This window comes from Kineosphaera limosa NBRC 100340 (assembly GCF_000298215.1).
In the GTDB taxonomy this organism is placed as follows: domain Bacteria; phylum Actinomycetota; class Actinomycetes; order Actinomycetales; family Dermatophilaceae; genus Kineosphaera; species Kineosphaera limosa.
Genome location: NZ_BAHD01000040.1, coordinates 1 through 20,305, shown reverse-complemented (window position 1 = coordinate 20,305; position 20,305 = coordinate 1). Strand labels below are relative to the sequence as shown.

Genomic DNA, 20,305 nt, shown 5'->3' with positions numbered 1-20,305 from the left:
GGACCGCCCGAGCCCCAAGAGGCCCACCCAGCCGACCTTTCGACGGTCGAGACACACTGTGCGGCGACGTTCAGAGCAATCACTCTGGACGCCGCCGCACAGTGGTGACTTCGGGAAGGTGGGGGTCAGTGCTCCGAGTGGTCGGGGGCGTCCCGGTGCTCGGCGCACTGCAGGTGTTCCGAGTCGTCACTCTCGGCCCAGGCGGCGGGGACGGCCAGGGTCGTGAGGAATGCACCGAGGCGGCTCGCCTCCTCGTCGGTGAGGTCCTCGGGCAGCGCGAGCCGAGCCTGCAGGCCGGGGCGCAGCGGGAACGGGTAGTCGAGCATGTTGTCGGGCCCGCTGACGGGCTTGTGATCGGCGGACATGGCGCTGCCTTCCGGGAGGGGTGTGGTCAGGGCGGCGGCGGCCCAGGGGTCGCGCGCAAAGAGGTCGGGCGAGGTATCGACATCGCTCTCGTCGGCACCGGGACGGGCCGGCGGCGAGACGATCGGCGCGACGTGGGTGGTCGCCGCGACGGCTGCGGCAGCGTCATTCGCAACAACGCCGTTCGCACCTGCCGCGCCGTTCGCACCTGCCGCGTGGTTCGCACCTGCCGCGTGGTTCGAGCCACCGGCATTGTGTGCAACGGCTGCGTGGGAACCAGTTGCGGCCGACCCATCGGCTTCCGACTCCACCTGCTGGCCCTCCTGGGCACGGGTGGCCAGCGGCCGCTCGGGGATGAAGAGGGTGAGCACGGTGGTCACGAGCAGCACGACGATCGCCATCGTCAGCACGAGGCTGATCGAGTCGGAGAAGCCCGCCTTGAACGGCTCCGTCAGTCGCGGGTCGGCGGTGTTGAGGAATGCGGTGTCCGAGAGCATCGAGCCGCCGGAGCCGCCGCCGTCGAGCATCCCCAGGATCGGCCGGTTGGCCGGGTTGCTCAGCACGGCGGGGTCGTGAATCGCGGCGACGAACTCCGGTGTCGCGGCGGCGGCGCGGTAGGCGTCGGCGATCTTGTCCTGCACCGTGGAGAAGAGCACGGAGAGGAAGACGGCCGTACCGAGCGTGCCACCCATCTGTCGGAAGAACGTCGCGGCGGAGGTGGCGACCCCCATGTCGGTGCGCGCAACGGCGTTCTGCACCGCCAGGGTCAGCGGCTGCATGCAGTTACCGAGACCGAATCCAAAGACGGCCATCGCGACGCAGACGTACCACATCGAGGAGTCGACCTCGACGCGCGAGAGGAGGAAGGCACCCAGCGTCATCAACGCGGTACCGATGATCGGGAACGCCTTGTAGCGCCCGGTGCGCGAGATCAGCTGGCCGGAGATGAGCGAGGCGGTCATGATGCCCGCGGTCAGCGGCAGCATGGCCAGGCCGGACTGGATCGCCGAGTAGCCGTGCACGATCTGCAGCCACAGCGGCAGGGTCATCATCGCGCCGAACATGCCGAAGCCGACGAAGACGCCGACGAGAAGCGGCATCCCGGACGCGGGGTTGGAGAAGAGCCGCATCGGGATGAGCGCCTCGACCCCGGCCGACCGCTCGGCGAGCAGCAGGGCGATGAGGCCGACGACGCCGATGACGTAGCAGGTGATCGCGGCCCCGGAGGTCCAGCCCCATTCGCGGCCCTGCTCGGCGACGATGAGCAGCGGCACCAGCGCGGCGACCAGGGTGACCGCGCCCCACCAGTCGATGCGGTGGTTGACGCGGGTGTGCGAGGTGTGCAGGTTGATGTAGACGCCGATGAACGCAGCGATGCCGATCGGCACGTTGATGAGGAAGACGTAGCGCCAGCCGGCGATGCCCAGGATCGAGCTCTGGTCGGCGAGGAAGCCGCCGACGACCGGGCCGAGCACGCTGGAGGTGCCGAAGACCGCCAGGAAGTAGCCCTGGTAGCGGGCGCGCTCGCGCGGCGGAACGATGTCGCCGATGATCGCCAACGCCAGCGAGAAGAGGCCGCCGGCGCCGATGCCCTGTACCGCGCGGAACGCGGCGAGCATGTACATCGAGGTCGACATCGTGCACAGCGCCGACCCGACGACGAAGACGGCGATGGCGAAGAGGAAGAACCGGCGCCGACCGTAGATGTCGGACAGCTTGCCGTACAGCGGCGTCGCGATCGTCGAGGTGATGAGGTAGGCGGTCGTCGCCCACGCCTGGCGGTCCAGGCCGCCGAGGTCGTCGGCGATCGTGCGGATCGCAGTGGAGACGATCGTCTGGTCGAGCGCGGCCAGGAACATACCCGCCATGAGGGCGAGCAGGATGCGCATGACCTGCGAGTGGTCGGGATAGGTGAAGCTGTCCGCCGCCGGTTCGGGCGGGGCCGAAGGGCGCCCCGCAGCGCGGTGGGCGCCGGCGTCGGCGGTGTGGGCGCCGGCGTCGGCGGTGTGGGCAATGGTGCTCATCGAGGCTCCTCGGAAGGTGGGACGCCGCGGTGTCGAACCCACGGTCGGGCTCGGGCCACCGCGGGTCAGACTGACGGCCCGCTGATGTCGGTCGCGCCGGGAAAACGGGCGTGAACGTCGCTGTTGAGACGCCCGAGGAGGGCGGACAGGGTGCGCAGGTCAGCGACGCTCCAGTCCGCCAAAAGGCCGTTCAGGGTGCTGCCGATGGTCTGCAGGTGCTGCGTGAGCGCCTGTTCGCCGGTGTCGGTCAGATGCACGAGGGAGGCACGGCCGTCGTCCGGGTCGGCGAGTTTCTCGACGTACCCGGAGCGGGTGAGGGTGTCGACCTGACGGCTGACCGTCGAGGGGTCGAGGAAGAGTTTTGCCGCGAGGGCGGTGGTGCGTTGCGGTCCGAGCCAGTGCAGCATGCCGAGCATCGGCAGGCCCGAGGGTCCCAGGTCAGGGTGCGCGGTATTGGCTCGCAGGAGGTTCAGCGTGCGCTTGAACAGCACGAACTGCGAGCGCAGTTCATTGACCGACGCGAGGTGGTCGGCGGAGTCCGCAGGACCCTCCTGCGCGGTGGCGTCTGCTGCAGCCGATGACTGCAGAGACCCCTGTGGAGTGTTCGTCACAAGCAGCGACCATACGGTTGCTTGGCACATGCAACCAAATGTCCGTCGCCCATTCTCAGGGGAGCTTCATCTACGGCCCGACCAGCCGCCGACCGCCCTGCGACACCCGCGTCGTCACTTCCGCCTGGGGCGAGTCGTCACTTTCACACCCGAGACGTCACATAAGAACGACAACTCGGCCCCACTAACGACAACTCGGACTCCCGGCCGGCCGGGCGAACGCGGGCTCGGGCTCGGGCTCGGGAACGCCGAGAAGCGGGAGGAAGACGTCGTCGACGATCTCCTCGATTTCGGAGCGGGGCAGAGGTGCCAACCGCATCATGAGCCCATGGCGCACGAGGTCGATCGGCACGGCGAGTACGCGCGCGCGCACCCGCTGCGGATCGACCTCGCCGCGCTCGACGGCGCGCGCCACCACGGTGCGTAACGGGTGGACGGTGTTGCCGCGCAGAAACCGGTCCCTCAGGTCGGCAGGTGTGACGTCGGTCTGGGAGTACAGGACACCGAGGCGCGCCACGAGCATCGCGGAGAAGTCGGCTCGGGTCTCATTGAGGTCCAGGAGCACCTGGATGACGTCGCCTCGGAGCAACCCCGTGTCCGGAATCGTGCGCCGCACCTGGCGCCCGCCGTGCTCCACGGCGGCCAGTACCAGCTCTTCCTTCGTGGCCCACCGGCGGTAGAGCACAGGCCGACTCGTGCCCGCCCGGGCCGCAACCGAGGCGAACGTGAAGTTGGCGTAACCCTCCTGCGCCAACTGCGCCCAGGCGGCATCGAGGATCGCCACCTCCAGATCGGCCCCACGACGCCTGCGACGGGGGGCATCAACCCTTTGCTCAAGAGTCACTTGTGTATCTTAGCAGCCGAGGCGCATATTAGATACGTGAGTGCATCTAACCCGTCGAGCTCCACGCCGCTCGACCCGGCAACCCGGCACGTGATCGCCACCCTCGTCCTCGGCGGCATCGCTGCGATTCTCGACACCACGGTAGTGACGATCGCACTGCATTCCCTGGTCGTCGACCTGCACAGTTCCGTCGGCGAGATCCAGTGGGTCGCCACCGCCTACCTCCTGGCGTTGACCGGCGTGATCCCGACCGTCGGCTGGCTGGAGGCTCGCGTCGGCGGCAAGCGTCTCTGGATTCTCGCTCTGACGGTCTTCCTCACCGGCTCGGTGCTGTGCTCGTTGGCCTGGAACCCGACGAGCCTCATCTGGTTCCGGGTGCTCCAAGGCCTGGGCGCCGGCGTGCTCATGACCTTGATGCAGACCCTGGCCGTGCGAGCCTCCGGGGGTCGATCGACGGCCCGAGTCACCGCGGCGATCAGCCTGCCGCTGGCCGTCGGACCCGATCCTCGGGCCAGTGCTCGGCGGCATCCTGCTCGCGCTCGGCGACTGGCGCTGGGTGTTTCTCATCAACGTGCCGTTGTGCCTCGTCGGCATCGTCGCGGCGTGGCGGGTGCTTCCCGCGGACCCGGAGGCGACCGGCCCACGGCCCGGCCTGGACGCCCTGGGGTTCGCACTCCTGGTCCCCGGCATCACGGCGGTCGTGTACGGCTTCTCGCAGTTCAGTGAGGCACAGTCCCCGGCGCTGGCCTGGGGCGCGCTGGCGGTGGGGGCGCTGCTCGTCGCCGGATTCGTGCTCTGGGCGCTGCGCCGCGGCGAACGGGCCCTCATCGATCTCACCCTGCTCGCCCGACGCAACATCGGCTCGTCGACGCTCATGATGTTCCTTCTCGGCGTGACCCTGTTCGGCGGCATGTTCCTGCTGCCGCTGTACTGGCAGATGGAGCGCGGCCAAGGTGTGCTCGCCGCCGCCCTCCTGCTCATCCCGCAAGGCATCGGGTCGCTACTGACTCGCCTCGTCATCGCCCGCGTCGTCGAACGCCTCGGAGCGCGGACCACCACGATGGCATCGTTCCTGCTGGTCGGCGTGGCCACGCTCCCCTTCGCGTTCGCCGGCGAACACACCAGCGAGGTGCTGCTCGGAGCCACCCTGCTGGTGCGCGGGCTCGGCCTCGGCGCCCTGATGGTGCCGATCATGGCCAACGCCTTCGAGCAACTGGAGCCCGAAGCGGTCGCGCAAGTGTCGATGCAGACCCGCATCATGCAACAACTCGGCGGAGCGCTCGGCACCGCCGTGGCCGCAGTCATCCTGGCTGCGCTGACCACCTCGGTCGGCCTCGAAACCGCCTTCCGGATCTCGTTCGCGGTCTCGGTCGCCGGCTGCGTCATCGCGGCGGTCGCGAGCCTGACCATGACATCGGGGACCTCCCGCACACCCGCCCACGCATCCGCCGCGGCGTGAAACCGACACCCCACCTCACCTCACCTCGGAGGACACACATGAGCAACCTCATTCGACTCGGCACGTCCGGATTGCGCGTCTCGCCCGTCGCGCTCGGCTGCATGAGCTTCGGCGCCCCACCGGCCGGCGGCACCGGATGGATGATCGGTGAAGACGACGCCGATGCGTTCTTCCGCACCGCCCTGGAGTCGGGAATCACGCTGTGGGACACGGCCAACTCCTACGGGCACGGCGCCAGCGAAGAGATCGTCGGCCGCGCCATCCGACGGCTGACGCGGCGCGAGGAGATCGTCCTGACCACGAAGGTCTTCTTCCCGATGGGCAGTGGGCCGGGCGAGAGCGGGCTCTCCCGTCGCGCAATTTTCGAACAGGTCGAAGCCTCCCTGCGGCGACTCGACACCGATTGGATCGACCTGTACCAGATCCACCGCTTCGACCCGCACACCCCGGTCGAGGAGACGATGCAGGCGTTGCACGACCTCGTGGCCAGCGGCAAAGTGCGCTACCTCGGTGCTTCTTCGATGCACGCGTGGCAGTTCGCCAAGCTCCAGCACGCGGCGCGGCTGCACGGCTGGACTCCGTTCGTCTCCATGCAGAACCAGTACTCGCTGCTGCAACGAGAGGAGGAGCGCGAGATGTTCGGGCTGCTCGCCGACCAGGGCGTCGGCAGCCTGCCGTGGAGCCCGCTCGCTCGCGGCCGCGTCGCCCGCCCCTACGGCACGACGACCACACGCTCGGAGCAGGACGCCAACGGCAAACGGTTCTTTGGCGATGGCGACCCCGAGATCATCAACGCCGTCGAGCGGATCGCCCGTGAGCGCGGGGTCCCGATGGCCCAGGTCGCCCTGGCCTGGGTGATGCGCCATCCCGTCGTGACAGCCCCGATCATCGGCGCCACGCGCCTGGAGCACATCACCGACGCTGCCGCCGCCGTGGCCATCGAGCTCACCGACGATGAGGCGGCCGCCCTCGAGGCCGGCTACACTCCCCGCGATCCGACGGGCTACTGAGGCAACGACCCTGCGCCCCTCGACATAGCGGGTATCAGGGGAGGTCGCGCAGGGCTACGGCGGTAGCGATCGCGGCCTGGGCGGCTTCGTAGCCCTTGGACTCGTGAGAGCCGGAGAGGCCGGAGCGGTCACGGGCCTGCGCTTCGTTGTCGCAGGTCAGCAGGCCGAAGCCGACCGGCTTGCCGGAGTCGACGGCGATGCGGGCGAGCTGCTGGCTCACCGCGTCGGCGACGAAGTGGAAGTGCGGCGTGCCGCCCTTGATGACGACGCCCAGCGCGACGACCGCGTCGTGGGTCCGGGCGAGATGGGCGACCGCGACCGGCAACTCGAAGCTGCCCGGCACGCGCACGACAGTCGGGTCGTTGACGCCCGCCTCGCCCAACGCCCGAGTGGCGCCGTCGAGCAGACCGTCCATGAACGCCTCGTGCCAGCGGGCCGCCACCACGGCGACCGACAGGCCGCTCGCGTCGACGCTGAACTCCGGCGATCCTGCTCCTACCATCACTGCCTCTCCCGCGGCGCGCCGTTCGCGCGCGACTCACTCGACCTATCGGCTGCCATCGCAGGGCCCGACACCAAGCCCTGCGACGGGTTCGACACACTGTCTGACTCACCGCCACCGACCAGGCCGAGCACAAAGTCCGACCCGCCGGCGCTGACCAACTGGTGCCCCATCCGCGCCGCTTTGGTGTGCAGATAGGCGATGTTCTCCGGGGTGGCGCCAGGGCCGACCGGCCGAGATGCGCAGACCTCGATGCCGCCCTCCCCCAGCGCCGCGATCTTCGCGGGATTGCCGGTCAGCAACTCGACGCGCAGCAGATCCAGGTCGTGCAGGATCGCCACCGCCGCGTCGTAGTCGCGCGCATCGACCGGCAGCCCCAGCGCGGTCTGCGCGTCGACGGTGTCCAGCCCCTCGTCCTGCAGCGCGTAGGCCGCGAGCTTGGCCAACAGACCGACGCCGCGGCCTTCGTGCCCGCGCAGGTAGACGACCGCGCCGCCGTGCCGGGCGACCAGCCGCATCCCCTGCTCCAACTGCGGCCCGCAGTCGCAGCGTGCCGAGCCGAAGGCGTCGCCGGTCAAGCACTCCGAATGCACCCGCACCAGCGGCGGGACGCTCGTAGCCACCGATCCTCCGTCGTGCACCAGGGCGACGTGCTCGGCCCCGGTCAGCCGGTCGCGGTAGCCGTGCATCGTGAACCGGCCGTGGCGCGTCGGCAGCGACGTGGTGGTGATTCGCTGCACCCGGTCGTGCCGCCGCCGCCACGCGATGAGGTCCTCGATGGTGATGACCGGCATCTCTGCCTCGCCGCCGAGTTCAAGCACGGCGGGGCCGCGCATCATCTCCCCCTCGTCGTGCACGAGCTCACCGATCACCCCGACCGGAGGCAGCCCGGCCAGCCGGCAGAGGTCGACCGCCGCCTCGGTGTGTCCGCCGCGCACGAGCACCCCACCGTCGCGGGCGCGCAGCGGCACGAGGTGCCCCGGGCGGATGAGGTCGCCGGGCCCGGCCTGCGGGTCGGCCAGCACCCGGGCCGTGCGGGCCCGGTCGGCAGCGCTGATGCCGGTGGTCACCCCGGTGCGCGCGTCGACGGTCACCGTGTAGGCGGTGCGCAGGTCGTCCTCGTTACGAGTCACCATCTGCGGCAGCTCGAACCGGTCGGCCAGTTCACCGGTCAGCGGCGCGCACAGGTAGCCGGAGGTGTGTCGGATCGCCCAGGCGCAGGCCGCGTCGCTCATCGTCGCCGCGGCGAAGACGACATCTCCCTCGTTCTCTCGGTCGGCGTCGTCGAGCACGAGCACTCCGCGCCCCTGTCGCAACGCCGCCAAGGCCTGCGGAATCGTCGCCAACCCCGTCAGGCGATCGGGCTGTCCCACCGCGACGGCCTGCGGCCCCTGCGTCGGCCAGTCGGCCCGGATCGGTTCCGCACTCATGAGAAGACCTCCTGTTCCTCCGGCGATCTGCGTTCCGCACGCGCGGCACGCAGCCACACGATGAAGCCGCAGATCACCAGCACCCCGTAGACGATGTAGAGCACGGCGCTCGGGTAGTAGGCGCTGTGCCACAGCAGCGGCACCCCGACCAGGTCGACGGCGATCCACGCCAGCCAGAAATCGACCCAGCCGCGAGCCATCGCGAACGTCGCGACGATCGAACCGACGAAGATCCACGCGTCGGCCCAGAAGTACCAGCGCGGCGCGTCCCAGCCCGCCCCGACGCTCGCAAACACTTGTTGGCAGACTACGACGCCAAGCACCCAGACCGCCACGAAGGCCAGGCGTTCGCGCGCCGTCGCCCAACGCGGCACGATCGCGGGCGCCTCCTTGCGCTTGCCGACGCGCGCACGCCGCCACATCCACCAGCCGTAGATGCTGGTGATGATGAAGAAGATCTGCCGGAACGCCTGCCCGTACAACGGATGCCGGTCGTCGGGGACGCTCAGGGCCACCCCGAAGAACACGGTGAAGAGGATGACGTTGCCGATGATCCCCACCGGCCAGGCCCACACCCGGCGCCGCAGCCCGCCAATCGCGGAGGCGAATCCGAAGCCGTTGCCGATGATCTCGCGCACGAGCAACGGATAGCCGGCGATGACGAGGTGGGCCTCGAAGAGCCGCAGCAAGAAGTCGCTCACGCGGGCACCTGCGCCGACCCGCCCTGCGCGGGCAGCTCACCGGCAACCAGTAGCCGCTCGACGTACTTGGCCAGCACGTCGACCTCGAGGTTCACGCGGTCGCCGACGGCCGCAGCACCCAGGGTGGTCGCCTCCAGCGTCGTCGGGATGAGGCTGACGCAGAACCCGCCGGGCACCAGTGCGGAAACGGTCAGCGACACTCCGTCGACGGCGATCGACCCCTTCTCCACCACGTATTTGGCGAGCTGCTCGGGCAGTTCGATCGTCACGACCTCCCACCGGTCGCCGGGCTCGCGGGCGGCGATGACGCCGGTGCCGTCGACGTGGCCCTGCACGATGTGCCCGCCGAGGCGCCCGTCGGCGCGGACCGCTCGCTCGAGGTTGACGCGAGAGCCGGGGCGCAGATCGCCCAGGGCGGAGCGCTCGAGGCTCTCGCGCATGACATCGACGCTGAAGGCGTCCTCGCGCAGGTCGGTGACCGTCAGGCAGACGCCGCCGACCGCGATGGAGGCGCCGTGGGTCGCGTCGCTGACCACGAGGGGGCCGCGGACGCGCAGCACGGCGGAGTCGGCCCCTTGCGTGACCTCGAGGATCTCGCCGACCTCCTCGACGATTCCGGTGAACATGACTGAGGTGCTCCTTGGCTTCGGGCTGTGCTGCGATCGGTTCTGCGATGGCGGCTCTGTGGCGCAGTGCTGCGGCGACGTCACTGGCGCCGCGGGATTTCGAGGGTCAGGCGTACGTCGGGACCGAGGCGGGTGACGTCGCGGGTGTGCAGCCGCAGCACGTCGTCCATGGCGGTGATGCCGAGGTCGCCGATGAGGGAGCCGCCCGCGCCGAGCAGGGCCGGGGCGATATAGGCGACGACCTCGTCGACGAGGCCCTGGCGCAGGAAGGCTGCGGCCATCGTCGGTCCGCATTCCAGCAGCACCCGACGCACCCCCTCCTCGTGCAGCCGCGCCAGGGCGGCCCGCGCGTCGCGGGAGCGCAGCACCAAGGTCGGCGCGGCGTCGTCGAGCAGGTGCGCGTCGGCGGGCAGGGCGCGCTCGCCGAGCACGACCCGCAGAGGTTGCCGGTCGGCCAGTTCACCCTCGGGGCGGCCACCGTCGCGCACGGTGAAGTGCGGGTCGTCTGCCAGGGCGGTGCCGGTGCTCGTGATGACGGCACCGCAGCGAGAGCGCAGATCGTGCACGTCGGCGCGGGCCAGCGCGGAGGTGATCCACCGGCTGGTGCCGTCGGCGGCGGCGATGCGCCCGTCCAGGGTGGACGCGGTTTTCCACGTCACCCACGGTCGGCCCAGCGCCATGGCCCGCCGCCATCGGCGGGTCAGCGCAGCCGCGGCGTCGTGGTGCCGCAGCTCGGTGAGCACCCCGGCCTGGGTCAGATACCGGGCGCCGCCACCGGCGACGGGATTGGGGTCGGGCGCTGCGTAGACGACGTGTGCGACCCCGGCCTCGAAGAGAGCGTCGGCACACGGTCCCGTGCGTCCGGTGTGGGCGCACGGCTCGAGGGTGATGTACGCGGTCGCGCCGCGCGTCTCGTGGTCGCCGGATCGAGCGCGATGGAGCGCGTCGATCTCGGCATGCGACGTCCCGGCGCCGCGGTGGTGCCCACCGCCGATGAAGCGGCCGTGAGCGTCCAGGAGGACTGCCCCGACGCGGGGGTTCGGATCGGCTTCTGGGCCGTTGGCCCCCAGCTCGGCCGCCAGGTCCATGGCCTGGGCGGGCATCAGCGGCGCCAGATCGCGCGGCATGGAGGCAGGCCCTACCCCGTGCAGTCCGCTCATGATGTCTCCCGGCTCGGCGAATTCGTCCGAGCTCCGGGGTGCGCGAGGACGCGCATCGCAACGACAGCGAACTCGCCGACCAGCACGTCGTCATCGACACGCAAAGGCCGGTCGCCGCCGCTACCGAACACTGCTCGGTAGCGAATGCCGTCACCGCACGTGCTGCCTCTCATCCGGACTTTCACCGTCGGTTCTGGAATTTCACCAGATCAACCGCCCCACCGACCTCCGGTTGGAGGCCCGTGGCCGCGGGTCGCGGACTATCACCGCCGGTTCGGAATTACACCGACCCCGGAGCACGTGCGGCTCAGTATGCCAGGCACACCCCACCGCGCGCACCACCGCGTTCGAACGAGCAGCCCGGGGCGAGCGCCGGGACGAGCGCCGGACGAGCCCCGGACGAGCAGGCAGGCGAGCAGCCCTGCGAGCGGGCTACCCTCCGGGGCCCGCCTGCGCTGTTTCGGCCGCGTCGCTGGTGAGCGTGGCCAGCACACCCGGGCCGTACCGCTCGAGCTTGGCGGCGCCGACCCCGCTGATGGCGCTCAGCTCGTCGAGCGTGGTGGGCGCGGCGGCGGCGATACCGCGCAGCGTGGCGTCATGGAAGACGACATAGGCGGGCACCCCCTGCTCCTTGGCGGTCGCGGCACGCCAGGCGCGCAGGCTCTCGAACACCGCCGCGGACTGCGGGTCGAGGTCGGCGGCAGCCTTCGAGCCGCCCGAGCCACTGGGCCCGCCCGAACTACCTCCGGCGCGTGAGCCGCCGCCGGCGCGCCGTGCCTTCGGCAGCTCGCGTCGCAGCATGATCTGCCGCTCGCCCCGCAACACCGCACCGCTGGCCTGCGTGAGCCCGAGCGTGCCGTACTCCCCCTGCACCGCCAGCAGCCCGCCGGCCAGCAGCTGGCGCACGACCCCGCGCCATTCGGGCTCGGAGCACTCGGTGCCGATGCCGAAGGTGCTCAGGTCGGAATGGCCGAGTTGCTCGACGCGGGCGGTGCGCTTGCCGAGCAGAATGTCGACGAGGTGCCCGGCGCCGTAGCGCTGCCCGCGGCGGTCGAGGCGCACGACGGTCGACAGCAGCTTCTGGGCGGGGACCGTGCCGTCCCAGGAGTCGGGCGCGGCTGGGTGCACGTGTCGCAGTTGCCGCAGGCCGCGCGTCCCTCCTGCCCGAAGTAGGCCAGCAGCTGAGAACGACGACAGGTGACGGTCTCGCAGAGGGCGAGCATCGCGTCGAGGTGCTGGCCTTGGCGGCGACGGTGCGCGGCATCGCCCTCGCCGCTCTCGATCATCCGGCGCAACTGGACGACGTCGGCCAGGCCGTACGTCATCCAGGCCGTGGAGGGTAGGCCGTCGCGGCCCGCGCGACCCGTCTCCTGGTAGTAGCCCTCGACGGACTTGGGCAGGTCGAGGTGCGCGACGAAGCGGACATCGGGCTTGTCGATGCCCATGCCGAACGCGATGGTCGCGACCATGACCAGGCCCTCCTCGCGCAGGAACCGCGCCTGATTGCTCGCCCGCGTGTGCCGGTCGAGGCCGGCGTGATATGGCAACGCCGGAACGCCCGCAGCGGCCAAGTACTCGGCGGTCTGCTCGACGCTGTTACGGCTCAGGCAGTAGACGATGCCGGCCTCACCGGGGTGCTCATCGCGCAGAAAAGCGAGCAACTGGGCGCGCGGGTTGTCTTTGGCCACGATCCGATAGGTGATGTTGGGCCGGTCGAAGTCGGCGACGAAGTGGCGGGCGCCCTGCAACTGGAGGCGGTGAGCGATCTCCGCGTGCGTCTCGCGGGTGGCGGTCGCGGTGAGCGCGATGCGCGGGACGGTGGGCCAGCGTTCGTGCAGCATCGAGAGTTGCAGGTAGTCGGGGCGAAAGTCGTGGCCCCACTGGGAGACGCAGTGCGCCTCGTCGATGGCGAACAGGGCGATCCGCCCGGAGTCCAGCAGACGGGCCGTCTCTTCGCCGCGCAGCCGCTCCGGCGCCAGGTACAGGAGATCGAGTTCGCCACTGCGGTAGGCCGCTTCGGTCGCGCGGCGCTGCTCGTGGGTCTGGGTGGAGTTGAGGAAGCCGGCGCGCACACCCAGGGCCGCGAGCGCGTCGACCTGGTCGGCCATGAGGGCGATGAGCGGGGAGACGACGATGCCGGTGCCCTCGCGAACGAGGGATGGGACCTGGTAACACAGCGACTTGCCGCCGCCGGTCGGCATGAGCACGAGGGCGTCGCCCCCGTCGATCAGCGTGTCGACGATCGCGGCCTGGTCGCCGCGGAAGTGCTCATATCCCCACACCCGCCGCAGCTCCGCAAGGGCAAGCCCGTCGGCGGCGCGGTCGTCGGGCTCGCCGACAAGCGTCGGCTGCTCTGCCGGCACAGCGGACTGCGCCGGCAGCACGGGCTGCGCCGGCATCACGGAGGGCTGCACCATGGGCCCCACCCTAAGCGGCGCCACCGACAGGCTTCGCCGGTCTTCCACAGCCCGCGCAGCCACCTGGTGTGTCAGTGGCCCGGCGCGGCTGTTCCGCCGCGGTCGTCGGCTTTCTAGAGTGTGGCCATGGCCGAGTTCAGCGTCGCCCGCAGCGTCCACATCGAGGCGCCGCCCAGTCGCGTCCACGACCTCATCGACGACCTGCGCCACTGGGAGCACTGGTCACCCTGGAACGACCTCGATCCCGACATGCGCCACCACTACACCGGCCCGGAGCGCGGCGTCGGCGCCCGGCACACCTGGACCGGCAACAAGACCGCCGGAGAGGGGTCGATGGAGATCACCGCCTCCAGCCGCAGCGAGGTCGACCTGCAACTGGTGTTCGTGCGGCCCTTCCCCGCCCGGCAGCGCGCCCGCTTCGACATCGTCCCCGCCGGCGGCGGCACCGATGTGACCTGGACGATGACGGGCCGACAGAACCTCGTCGGCAAACTCTTCTTTGTGGTGATGCGGATGGACAAGCGCCTCGGCGGCGACTTCGAAAAAGGCCTGGCGCGCCTGAAAACCCTGGCGCAGAGCTGAGCGGGAGCGCCGGAGCGGGCTGCGGCGCCTCAGCCGTGATTGTGGGCGTGGTGGTCGGCGTGGTCGTGGGCCCGGGCCAGGGCGCGCAGGGCCTCGACGGCCAGCTCGGGGTTGTCGGCGCCGTAGACGGCCGAGCCCGCGACGAAGACGTCGGCGCCGGCCTCCGCGCACTGCTCGATGGTGTCGGCGGCGACTCCCCCGTCGACCTGGATCCAGATCTCCCCGCCGTGGCGGCGCACGGCCTCCCGCGCCTGGCGCACCTTCGGCATCATGTCGGCCATGAACTTCTGACCGCCGAAGCCGGGCTCGACGGTCATGATGAGCACCATATCGAGCTCGGGCAGCAGCTCCTCGTAGGGCGCGAACGGCGTCCCCGGCTTGATCGCCATCGCCGCCCGGGCGCCCTCGCCACGGATCGCGCGCGCGAGCCGCACCGGGTCGGTCGCCGCCTCGATGTGGAACGTGACGCTCTGCGCGCCGGCCTGCGCGTAGCCCGGCGCCCAGCGGTCGGGGTCGTCGATCATCAGGTGGCAGTCGATGGGGATCGGGCTCACCTTGAGCAGCGCCTCCACGACGGGCAGACCCAGGGTCAGGTTCGGCACGAAGTGCGCGTCCATGACATCGACGTGGGCCCAGTCCGCGGTGGCGATCGCGTCCAGCTCGTGCTGCAGGTTGGCGAAGTCGGCCGACAGGATGCTCGGTGAGATCTGCACGCCCCGAACCTACCCGCAACCGCTGGTGGGCGGCGTCGGCGCGGGCCGGCGCCCGGGCCAGACTTTCAGGCTTGCTGGGCAGCCCACTCGCGGACGCGCGCCTCGCTCTCGTGCTCGCTGAGGTCCTCGACCCGAGTCATCACCGACCACCGCACCCCGAACGGGTCGAGGATGCTGCCGAAGCGATCGCCGCTGACGAAGGTGACGACCGGCTCGCGCACCTGCGCGCCCGCAGCCTCGGCGGCGGCGACCACCGCGTCGACATCCGGCACGTAGATGGCCAGGGAGTAGCAGACGTCGTCGGCGCCGGTCAGGCTGCCGGGAGGCGGCACCAGCCCGTAGTCGGGGTTCGGCTCGCCGAGTTGGAGGCGGCCGTTGCCGAAGTCGAGCTCGGCGTGCACGACGACGCCACCCATCTCGGTCACGCCGAGGACGCGAGCGCCGAAGACCTGCTCGTAGAAGGCGATGGCGTCGGTGGCGCGCGGTACCACGAGGAAGGGGGTGAGCCGGGTGTAGCCATGCGGGGTTCCGTCGGTGGTGTGTCGGCCGTCAGCGGGGCGGGGCGGGGTCTCGTTCGTCATAGCCATGACGCTAGGCGCGGGCCGGGTCGGTGGAATTGAACATTCGCGTCAGCCTGCATTCGCTGACCTCCCCCGCTGCGCTGCCTCGAATAGCTGCTGGCTCGTATGACTTCAGAGGCGCCACCTGGGCCCGCGGCCCAGCTAGCGTCGGTGACGTGGCGTCGACCCGCGGGATCCTCTACCCAAACCAGCTGCCCTCCTTCTCTCGGCACGCCCCGAGCCCGGCGGTGGGGCACCTCGTGCGGTGGTTCTGGGTCTCCCGCTGGGACATCGCGCCCGGGCGCATCTCGCGCCAGGAGTTGCTCGCGTTTCCCGCGCTCAACCTCGTCGTCGAGGACTCCTGCGTCGGGATCTCCGGCCCGACCACGACGCGCAGCCACCGTGACCTGACGGATCGTGGCTGGGGCGTCGGCGCGTTGCTGCGCCCCGCCGCGACGCCGGGGATCTGTCCCGACCCCGCGCGGGTGCGCGATCGGTACGAGCTCGTGACCGAGCCCGACCTGCACGCCCGCGTCGCAGCCCCGATGGCCCTCGATCCTCCGGAGCCGGAGCAAGCGTGCAGAGCCTTCGAGGCGTGGCTGCTCGAGCGCGTGCCCACGGTGACGCCCGACGACCTGGCGGCCAACGACCTGGTGTCCCGCATCGAGGAGGACGCGACCCTACGCAGGGTCGAGGACGTGGCCGCAGCGATGAACCTCTCGGTGCGCACCGTGCAGCGCCTGACCCAGCGCTATGTGGGGCTGACGCCGCTGACGATGATCCGGCGGCGCCGCCTGCAGGAGGCGGCCGTCGTGGCCCGCGAAGACCCGGACGTCACCCTGGCCGCGCTGGCGGCCGACCTCGGCTACGCCGACCAGGCCCACCTCATCCGCGACTTCCGCGACGTCCTGGGGTTCACTCCCGGGGCGTACCGGCGCTCCAGCCACGGCTCCTGACTGGTGCGATCGCGCGGCGCGCCGTCTAGGTGCACCCCCATTAGGCTCGGGCGGATCATGTCCGTTGGGGCCGGTCGCGGCCGACCCCAGTGCACCGGTGAAGGAGCAGCCCGTGTCCGAGAACGTCTACTCGATCAGCGAGATCGTCGGCACGTCCAAGACCTCGGTCGACGACGCCATCAAGAACGGCATCGAGCGCATGGCCAAGAGGGTGCAGAACCTCGATTGGTTCGAGGTGACCAGCATTCGCGGCCACCTGCAGGACCAGAGCGTCGAGCACATCCAGGTGACGATGAAGGTGGGCTTCCGCTACGACGAGGTCTGACACGACGTCTGAAAGCTACGACGTCGCAGAAGCCGTCGCCGCGGAGCGCTTGCGCAGCAGCGCCAGGAACATCGCGTCGGTGCCATGCCGGTGCGGCCACAGCTGCACGTAGGGGGCCTGGCCGAGGTCGGACACCGGTTGACCGGAGGCGTCCCGCACGTACGGCTGGGCGTCGAGCGCCTCCAGGTTCTCGTGGCGAGCGACGGCGTCGGCGACGACGAAGCGGGTCTCGGCCGGGTGCGGGCTGCAGGTGATGTAGGCGATGAGCCCGCCGGGCTTCGTCGCGGCCACCGCGGAATCCAGCAGTTCGCCCTGCAGCTGCGAGAGGGAGCCGACGTCCTCCGGGGAGCGCCGCCACCGGGCCTCCGGACGTCGGCGCAGCGCCCCCAACCCCGTGCACGGAGAGTCGAGCAGCACCAGATCGAACGAGTCCGGCTCCTGCTCGCCGATCTCACGGCCGTCGCCGGTGCCGACGAAGACGTCCGCGCCGGCATCGATTGCCGCACCGACCGCCTGGTCAACGAGGCGGGTGCGGTGTTCGGAGGCGTCGTTGGCGAACAACGTCGCGCCCGCGCCGATCGACGCGGCGGCGAGCAGAGCGGCCTTCCCGCCGGGCCCGGCGCACAGGTCGAGCCAGCGCGCGCCCTCCGGCTCGCCGGTGGGCTCGTCATCGCCTCTGTGCTCGTCGGGACGGTCGTTGTCGGGCTCGTGCAACGGCTGCCCGCCGTCGGGCTCGGTCGGCCGGGCCTCCACGGTGCCGTTTTCGGCCGCTGCCGCCAGCGCCGCGAGGGCGACGAGCTGGGATCCCTCGTCCTGCACCGCGGCTCGGCTCGAGCGCACCGCCGCGATGCGGCCCGGGTCGCCGCCGGACTCCAGGAGCGCCGCGATCGGCGAGAGTTGCGAGCGGGTCGCGCCGGCTGCCACGAGTTCCTCGACGTCCGCCAGGCCCGGCCGCGCCACGAGGGCAACGGTCGCGGGCGCGTTGTCGGCCTCCAGGAGGGCCTCGATGCCGCCGCCGGAGTCGGCATCCTCCCCCAGGTGCGCCTCCAGAGCAGCACGCAGGGCACGGACGACCCAGGCGGGATGGGAGTGGCTGACGGCCAGCGCCTCGTCGGAGCCGGGCTCAACGCCCTTGAGCAGGATGTCGCGCCACTGCTGCGGATCCTTCTCGCTGACGCGCCGCAGTACCGCGTTGACGAAGCCGGCCCGACCCGTGCCGAGCAGTTCGCGCGTCAGCGCGACGCTGGAGTCGACCGCCGCGTAGGAGTCGACCCGCATGCCGAGCAACTGGTGGGCGCCCAGGCGCAGCACGTCGAGCACCTCGGGGTCGATGTCCGTGACGTCGCGGCCCGCACCGCGCCCGATGATCGGGTCGTAGCGTCCGCGCAGTCGCGTTGCGCCGTAGACGAGTTCGGTGACGAACGCCGCGTCTCGGCCGGTCAGCCCGGCCCGCCGCAGCGCGCGCGGGAGTTCGAGGTTGGCGTACGCGCCGTCGTCGATCGCCCGCATTACCTCGAACGCCACGAGGCGCGCGTCATCGGCCGAGCGGGAGCGTTGAGAGGGCGCGGTGGCCGTGCGGCGCTGCGGACGGCCGGCCCGCAGGTCCCGGCGATCCGCGCGCGACCGGCCACCTTCGCCACCACGATCTCGGCCGCGATCCCGCCCGCCCGCGCCACCGCGAGCACTATCGCGAGCACCGTCACGAGCACTGTCGCGATCACGGCCTCGATCGCGGCCGCCGTCACGTCGATCCTGCGTCACTCGAATCGCTCCCCGTCGGTGATGCGCGCGCCGCGCGCCCAGTCGGCCGCCGCCATCGGACGCTTGCCGGGCGGCTGCACGGCCTGCAGTTGCACGGGCGTGCTGCCGGTGCCCACCAGAACGGCGCGCTTGCCGGCCCGCACCTCTCCGGGCGCGAGCGGTTCGGCCGCCGACTCGTCGGCACCCTCCGCCACGGCCAGAGTCACCGGACCGAGTTTGACGCGCTCGCCGCGCAGCGTGCTCCACGCACCGGGCGCCGGCGTGCACCCGCGGATGCGCCGGTCGATCTGGGCGGCGGTGTGCCCCCAGCGCACCCGCGCGTCATCGACGGTCAGTTTCGGCGCCAGGCTGACACCCTCGGCGGGCTGCGGGCGGGCCTCGAGCAGGCCCTCCTCCAGCGCGTCGAGGGTGTCGGTCAGCAGCCGGGCGCCGGCGTGCGCGAGCCGGCCGAGCAGGTCTCCGGCGGTGTCGGTGGCGCCGATCGGTTCGGTGCACAGGCCGAGCACGGGCCCGGTGTCCAGGCCCTCCTCCAGCCGGAAGGTCGTGGCGCCGGTCAGTTCGTCGCCGGCGATGAGCGCGTGTTGCACGGGCGCGGCGCCGCGCCAGGCGGGCAGCAGGGAGAAGTGCAGGTTGATCCAGCCGTGCGCCGGGACGTCGAGCAGGGCGGGTGGGATGAGCCCTCCGTAGGCGACGATCGGGGCGGCATCGGGAGCCAACTCCGCCAGTCGGTCGGCGAACTCGGGATCGCGGGGCCGGGCCGGAGTGAGTACCTCCAGGCCGGCGTCGAGGGCGACCTGTTTGACGGGGCTGGGGTGCAGAGATCGGCCGCGGCCGGTGCGCGCGTCGGGGCGGGTGAGCACGGCGACGACCTCGTGCCGGGAGGCGAGCAGCGCCTCCAGGGCGACGACGGCCGGGTCGGGGGTGCCGGCGAACAGCAGCCGCATCACTGCCCCGTGCCACGGGTCGGGTGCGGGCTGACCTTGACGATCGGCCCCGGCAGCCCGGCCCACTCGGCGCTGCGGATCGCCTTGAGGGCCTCCTTGCGCGCGGCTCGGTCGAGGCGGTCGATGAACAGGATGCCGTCGAGGTGGTCGGTTTCGTGCTGGATGCAGCGGGCCAGCAGCTGCGAGCCCTCGATGGTGACCGGCTCGCCGTGCTGGTCGAAGCCGCGAGCGACGACCCGCAATGCCCTGGGCGTGTCGGCGACGAGCCCGGGGATGCTCAGGCACCCCTCGTCGCCGTCCTGCTGCTCGTCCGAGAGGCGCAGATCGGGGTTGATGAGGTGGCCCAGCTCCCCGTCGACCCACCACGTGAAGACCCGCAGGCTGACACCGATCTGCGGTGCGGCGAGCCCGGCTCCCGGGGCGTCGCGCATCGTGTCGGTGAGGTCTCGCACGAGGGTGCGCAACTCCTTGTCGAAGTCCACGACCGGGGCGGCAGGGGTGCGCAGTACGGGATCGCCGAAGAGGCGGATGTCCTGGATGGCCACGTGATCCTTCAGGTCGAGGTCGTCGGCTAGGCGGCGGATGCAGCAGCCGCCAGTCTAGGCGGGGACCCATCGCCCCGCCCCGCCCGACCGTCGCGCACCCTGCCGACCGTTGCTGTTGCGACCGCAACCGTCGGCAGGACCCGCACCGCCCAACATGTGAGACCGCAGCCGCCCGGCTCACCGTTGCGCTCCCTGCCGAGCGATGCCGTTGCGACCGCAACCGTCGGCAGGGACCACACCGCCCAACATGTGAAACGGCAGTCGCCCCGGCCAGTCGCGCCAACCGTGCCATCGGGTCAGCCGCCGAGCTCGTGGGCGCCGACCCGGACGCTCACGCCCCCGCCGTCCTTGCGGACGCTGCGCAGTCGGCGCCAGCGGCTCAGGGCTGCGGTTGCCGCGGCGGCATCGGCGGGGTCAGCGCGCAGCAGCACGTGCGCGGGCCGCTCGGCCTCCGGCGTCGGGGGTACCGAACCCAATGTCGCACCGGAGATCATCGCCACAGAATTGTGTGGACTCTGGTCCAGCAGAACCGGCCCGATGTGCTCGACCGACGGCGGCAGCCCCACGGCCGGCAGCGCGGCAAGCGCGTCGCCCAGGGCGCCCTGCGGCCCGGAGAGGCGCGCGGTCCAGACCGTGGGTGGCAGTCGCAGGGCGGTGCGTTCGGTGAGCTCGCGGTCGGCGAACCACTCCGGCGCCCACCGCACGAGCGCCTCCACGGGCGGCAGTCGGTCGTGGGTCGGCGCGCCGGCGAGCACGACGACGCCCCCGCGGT

The 20,305-nt window shown here is 71.2% G+C and carries 18 protein-coding genes, 3 pseudogenes and 1 riboswitch; of the genes and pseudogenes, 6 read left to right on the top strand and 15 right to left on the bottom strand.

Annotation, left to right across the window (positions count from 1 at the left end; all coding sequences use genetic code 11):
- Nucleotides 1-125 precede the first annotated feature (125 nt).
- The 3 genes from KILIM_RS12430 to KILIM_RS12420 form a co-directional block, all read right to left on the bottom strand.
- Nucleotides 126-2,387 (bottom strand): MDR family MFS transporter, encoded by a 2,262-nt coding sequence (locus KILIM_RS12430; RefSeq protein ID WP_006593046.1) that lies wholly within the window; start codon nt 2,385-2,387, stop codon nt 126-128.
- A gap of 65 nt (nt 2,388-2,452) precedes the next feature.
- Entirely contained in the window at nt 2,453-2,998 is a 546-nt protein-coding gene (locus KILIM_RS22440) for a MarR family winged helix-turn-helix transcriptional regulator (protein ID WP_051988776.1), read from the bottom strand.
- A 184-nt stretch (nt 2,999-3,182) separates the two neighbouring features.
- Nucleotides 3,183-3,782 (bottom strand): TetR/AcrR family transcriptional regulator, encoded by a 600-nt coding sequence (locus KILIM_RS12420; RefSeq protein ID WP_255247646.1) that lies wholly within the window; start codon nt 3,780-3,782, stop codon nt 3,183-3,185.
- 96 nt (nt 3,783-3,878) lie between these two features.
- On the opposite strand from KILIM_RS12420, the pseudogene KILIM_RS24990 reads away from it, so the two are divergent.
- From KILIM_RS24990 to KILIM_RS12410, 3 genes and pseudogenes are all read left to right on the top strand, one after another.
- A pseudogene (locus KILIM_RS24990) lies at nt 3,879-4,280 on the top strand (MFS transporter); the annotation flags it as partial.
- A 76-nt stretch (nt 4,281-4,356) separates the two neighbouring features.
- Complete coding sequence (locus KILIM_RS12415) at nt 4,357-5,301, top strand: MFS transporter (RefSeq protein WP_006593042.1); 945 nt, start codon at nt 4,357-4,359, stop codon at nt 5,299-5,301.
- A 38-nt stretch (nt 5,302-5,339) separates the two neighbouring features.
- Nucleotides 5,340-6,311 (top strand): aldo/keto reductase, encoded by a 972-nt coding sequence (locus KILIM_RS12410; protein WP_006593041.1) that lies wholly within the window; start codon nt 5,340-5,342, stop codon nt 6,309-6,311.
- A 34-nt stretch (nt 6,312-6,345) separates the two neighbouring features.
- Here the strand turns inward: KILIM_RS12410 and ribH are convergent, their stop codons facing one another.
- The 6 genes and pseudogenes from ribH to recQ all read right to left on the bottom strand — a co-directional run bounded on the left by ribH (nt 6,346) and on the right by recQ (nt 13,129).
- A complete protein-coding gene (gene ribH / locus KILIM_RS12405; RefSeq protein WP_006593040.1) occupies nt 6,346-6,813 on the bottom strand; it encodes a 6,7-dimethyl-8-ribityllumazine synthase in 468 nt (155 codons plus the stop codon).
- Nucleotides 6,813-8,243, bottom strand: a complete 1,431-nt coding sequence (ribB, locus tag KILIM_RS12400) for a 3,4-dihydroxy-2-butanone-4-phosphate synthase (RefSeq protein WP_006593039.1) — start codon at nt 8,241-8,243, stop codon at nt 6,813-6,815. The genes ribH and ribB overlap by 1 nt, the downstream gene beginning before the upstream one ends.
- Complete coding sequence (gene pnuC, locus KILIM_RS12395) at nt 8,240-8,944, bottom strand: nicotinamide riboside transporter PnuC (RefSeq protein ID WP_006593038.1); 705 nt, start codon at nt 8,942-8,944, stop codon at nt 8,240-8,242. Before pnuC ends, ribB begins: the two co-directional genes overlap by 4 nt.
- Nucleotides 8,941-9,570 (bottom strand): riboflavin synthase, encoded by a 630-nt coding sequence (locus tag KILIM_RS12390; RefSeq protein WP_006593037.1) that lies wholly within the window; start codon nt 9,568-9,570, stop codon nt 8,941-8,943. The genes pnuC and KILIM_RS12390 overlap by 4 nt, the downstream gene beginning before the upstream one ends.
- A gap of 80 nt (nt 9,571-9,650) precedes the next feature.
- Complete coding sequence (gene ribD / locus KILIM_RS12385) at nt 9,651-10,730, bottom strand: bifunctional diaminohydroxyphosphoribosylaminopyrimidine deaminase/5-amino-6-(5-phosphoribosylamino)uracil reductase RibD (protein ID WP_246308447.1); 1,080 nt, start codon at nt 10,728-10,730, stop codon at nt 9,651-9,653.
- Between the two features lie 155 nt (nt 10,731-10,885).
- Nucleotides 10,886-11,034, bottom strand: a riboswitch (FMN riboswitch).
- Between the two features lie 128 nt (nt 11,035-11,162).
- A pseudogene (gene recQ, locus KILIM_RS12380) lies at nt 11,163-13,129 on the bottom strand (DNA helicase RecQ).
- Between the two features lie 144 nt (nt 13,130-13,273).
- On the opposite strand from recQ, the gene KILIM_RS12375 reads away from it, so the two are divergent.
- Entirely contained in the window at nt 13,274-13,729 is a 456-nt protein-coding gene (locus tag KILIM_RS12375; protein ID WP_006593033.1) for an SRPBCC family protein, read from the top strand.
- A gap of 29 nt (nt 13,730-13,758) precedes the next feature.
- Here the strand turns inward: KILIM_RS12375 and rpe are convergent, their stop codons facing one another.
- Together rpe and KILIM_RS12365 are read right to left on the bottom strand one after the other, a co-directional pair.
- The gene (rpe, locus tag KILIM_RS12370) at nt 13,759-14,442 is read right to left on the bottom strand and encodes a ribulose-phosphate 3-epimerase (RefSeq protein ID WP_006593032.1); all 684 of its coding nucleotides are present in this window, start codon (nt 14,440-14,442) and stop codon (nt 13,759-13,761) included.
- A gap of 65 nt (nt 14,443-14,507) precedes the next feature.
- Nucleotides 14,508-15,023: a VOC family protein gene (locus tag KILIM_RS12365; protein ID WP_006593031.1), complete on the bottom strand. Its 516-nt coding sequence runs from the start codon at nt 15,021-15,023 to the stop codon at nt 14,508-14,510.
- Between the two features lie 155 nt (nt 15,024-15,178).
- Here KILIM_RS12365 and KILIM_RS12360 point away from each other — a divergent pair, with 155 nt between their 5' ends.
- Both KILIM_RS12360 and KILIM_RS12355 read left to right on the top strand, forming a co-directional pair.
- Entirely contained in the window at nt 15,179-15,958 is a 780-nt protein-coding gene (locus KILIM_RS12360; RefSeq protein ID WP_006593030.1) for a helix-turn-helix domain-containing protein, read from the top strand.
- Nucleotides 15,959-16,070: 112 nt separating this feature from the next.
- Entirely contained in the window at nt 16,071-16,283 is a 213-nt protein-coding gene (locus KILIM_RS12355) for a dodecin (RefSeq protein WP_006593029.1), read from the top strand.
- 15 nt (nt 16,284-16,298) lie between these two features.
- Here the strand turns inward: KILIM_RS12355 and KILIM_RS12350 are convergent, their stop codons facing one another.
- From KILIM_RS12350 to KILIM_RS12330, 4 genes and pseudogenes are all read right to left on the bottom strand, one after another.
- Entirely contained in the window at nt 16,299-17,807 is a 1,509-nt protein-coding gene (locus KILIM_RS12350; RefSeq protein ID WP_255247645.1) for an RsmB/NOP family class I SAM-dependent RNA methyltransferase, read from the bottom strand.
- 233 nt (nt 17,808-18,040) lie between these two features.
- A complete protein-coding gene (gene fmt / locus KILIM_RS12340; protein ID WP_006593026.1) occupies nt 18,041-18,988 on the bottom strand; it encodes a methionyl-tRNA formyltransferase in 948 nt (315 codons plus the stop codon).
- Nucleotides 18,988-19,533: a peptide deformylase gene (gene def / locus KILIM_RS12335; protein ID WP_006593025.1), complete on the bottom strand. Its 546-nt coding sequence runs from the start codon at nt 19,531-19,533 to the stop codon at nt 18,988-18,990. The genes fmt and def overlap by 1 nt, the downstream gene beginning before the upstream one ends.
- A 296-nt stretch (nt 19,534-19,829) precedes the next feature.
- Nucleotides 19,830-20,305, bottom strand: a pseudogene (locus tag KILIM_RS12330) (hypothetical protein); the annotation flags it as partial.

Bases quoted from the DNA above. Each gene is read 5' to 3' on its own strand.
- KILIM_RS12430 (WP_006593046.1), bottom strand. From the start codon at position 2,387: ATGAGCACCATTGCCCACACCGCCGACGCCGGCGCCCACACCGCCGAC.
- KILIM_RS12410 (WP_006593041.1), top strand. From the start codon at position 5,340: ATGAGCAACCTCATTCGACTCGGCACGTCCGGATTGCGCGTCTCGCCC.
- ribH (WP_006593040.1), bottom strand. From the start codon at position 6,813: ATGGTAGGAGCAGGATCGCCGGAGTTCAGCGTCGACGCGAGCGGCCTG.
- ribB (WP_006593039.1), bottom strand. From the start codon at position 8,243: ATGAGTGCGGAACCGATCCGGGCCGACTGGCCGACGCAGGGGCCGCAG.
- KILIM_RS12390 (WP_006593037.1), bottom strand. From the start codon at position 9,570: ATGTTCACCGGAATCGTCGAGGAGGTCGGCGAGATCCTCGAGGTCACG.
- ribD (WP_246308447.1), bottom strand. From the start codon at position 10,730: ATGAGCGGACTGCACGGGGTAGGGCCTGCCTCCATGCCGCGCGATCTG.
- KILIM_RS12375 (WP_006593033.1), top strand. From the start codon at position 13,274: ATGGCCGAGTTCAGCGTCGCCCGCAGCGTCCACATCGAGGCGCCGCCC.
- KILIM_RS12365 (WP_006593031.1), bottom strand. From the start codon at position 15,023: ATGACGAACGAGACCCCGCCCCGCCCCGCTGACGGCCGACACACCACC.
- fmt (WP_006593026.1), bottom strand. From the start codon at position 18,988: ATGCGGCTGCTGTTCGCCGGCACCCCCGACCCGGCCGTCGTCGCCCTG.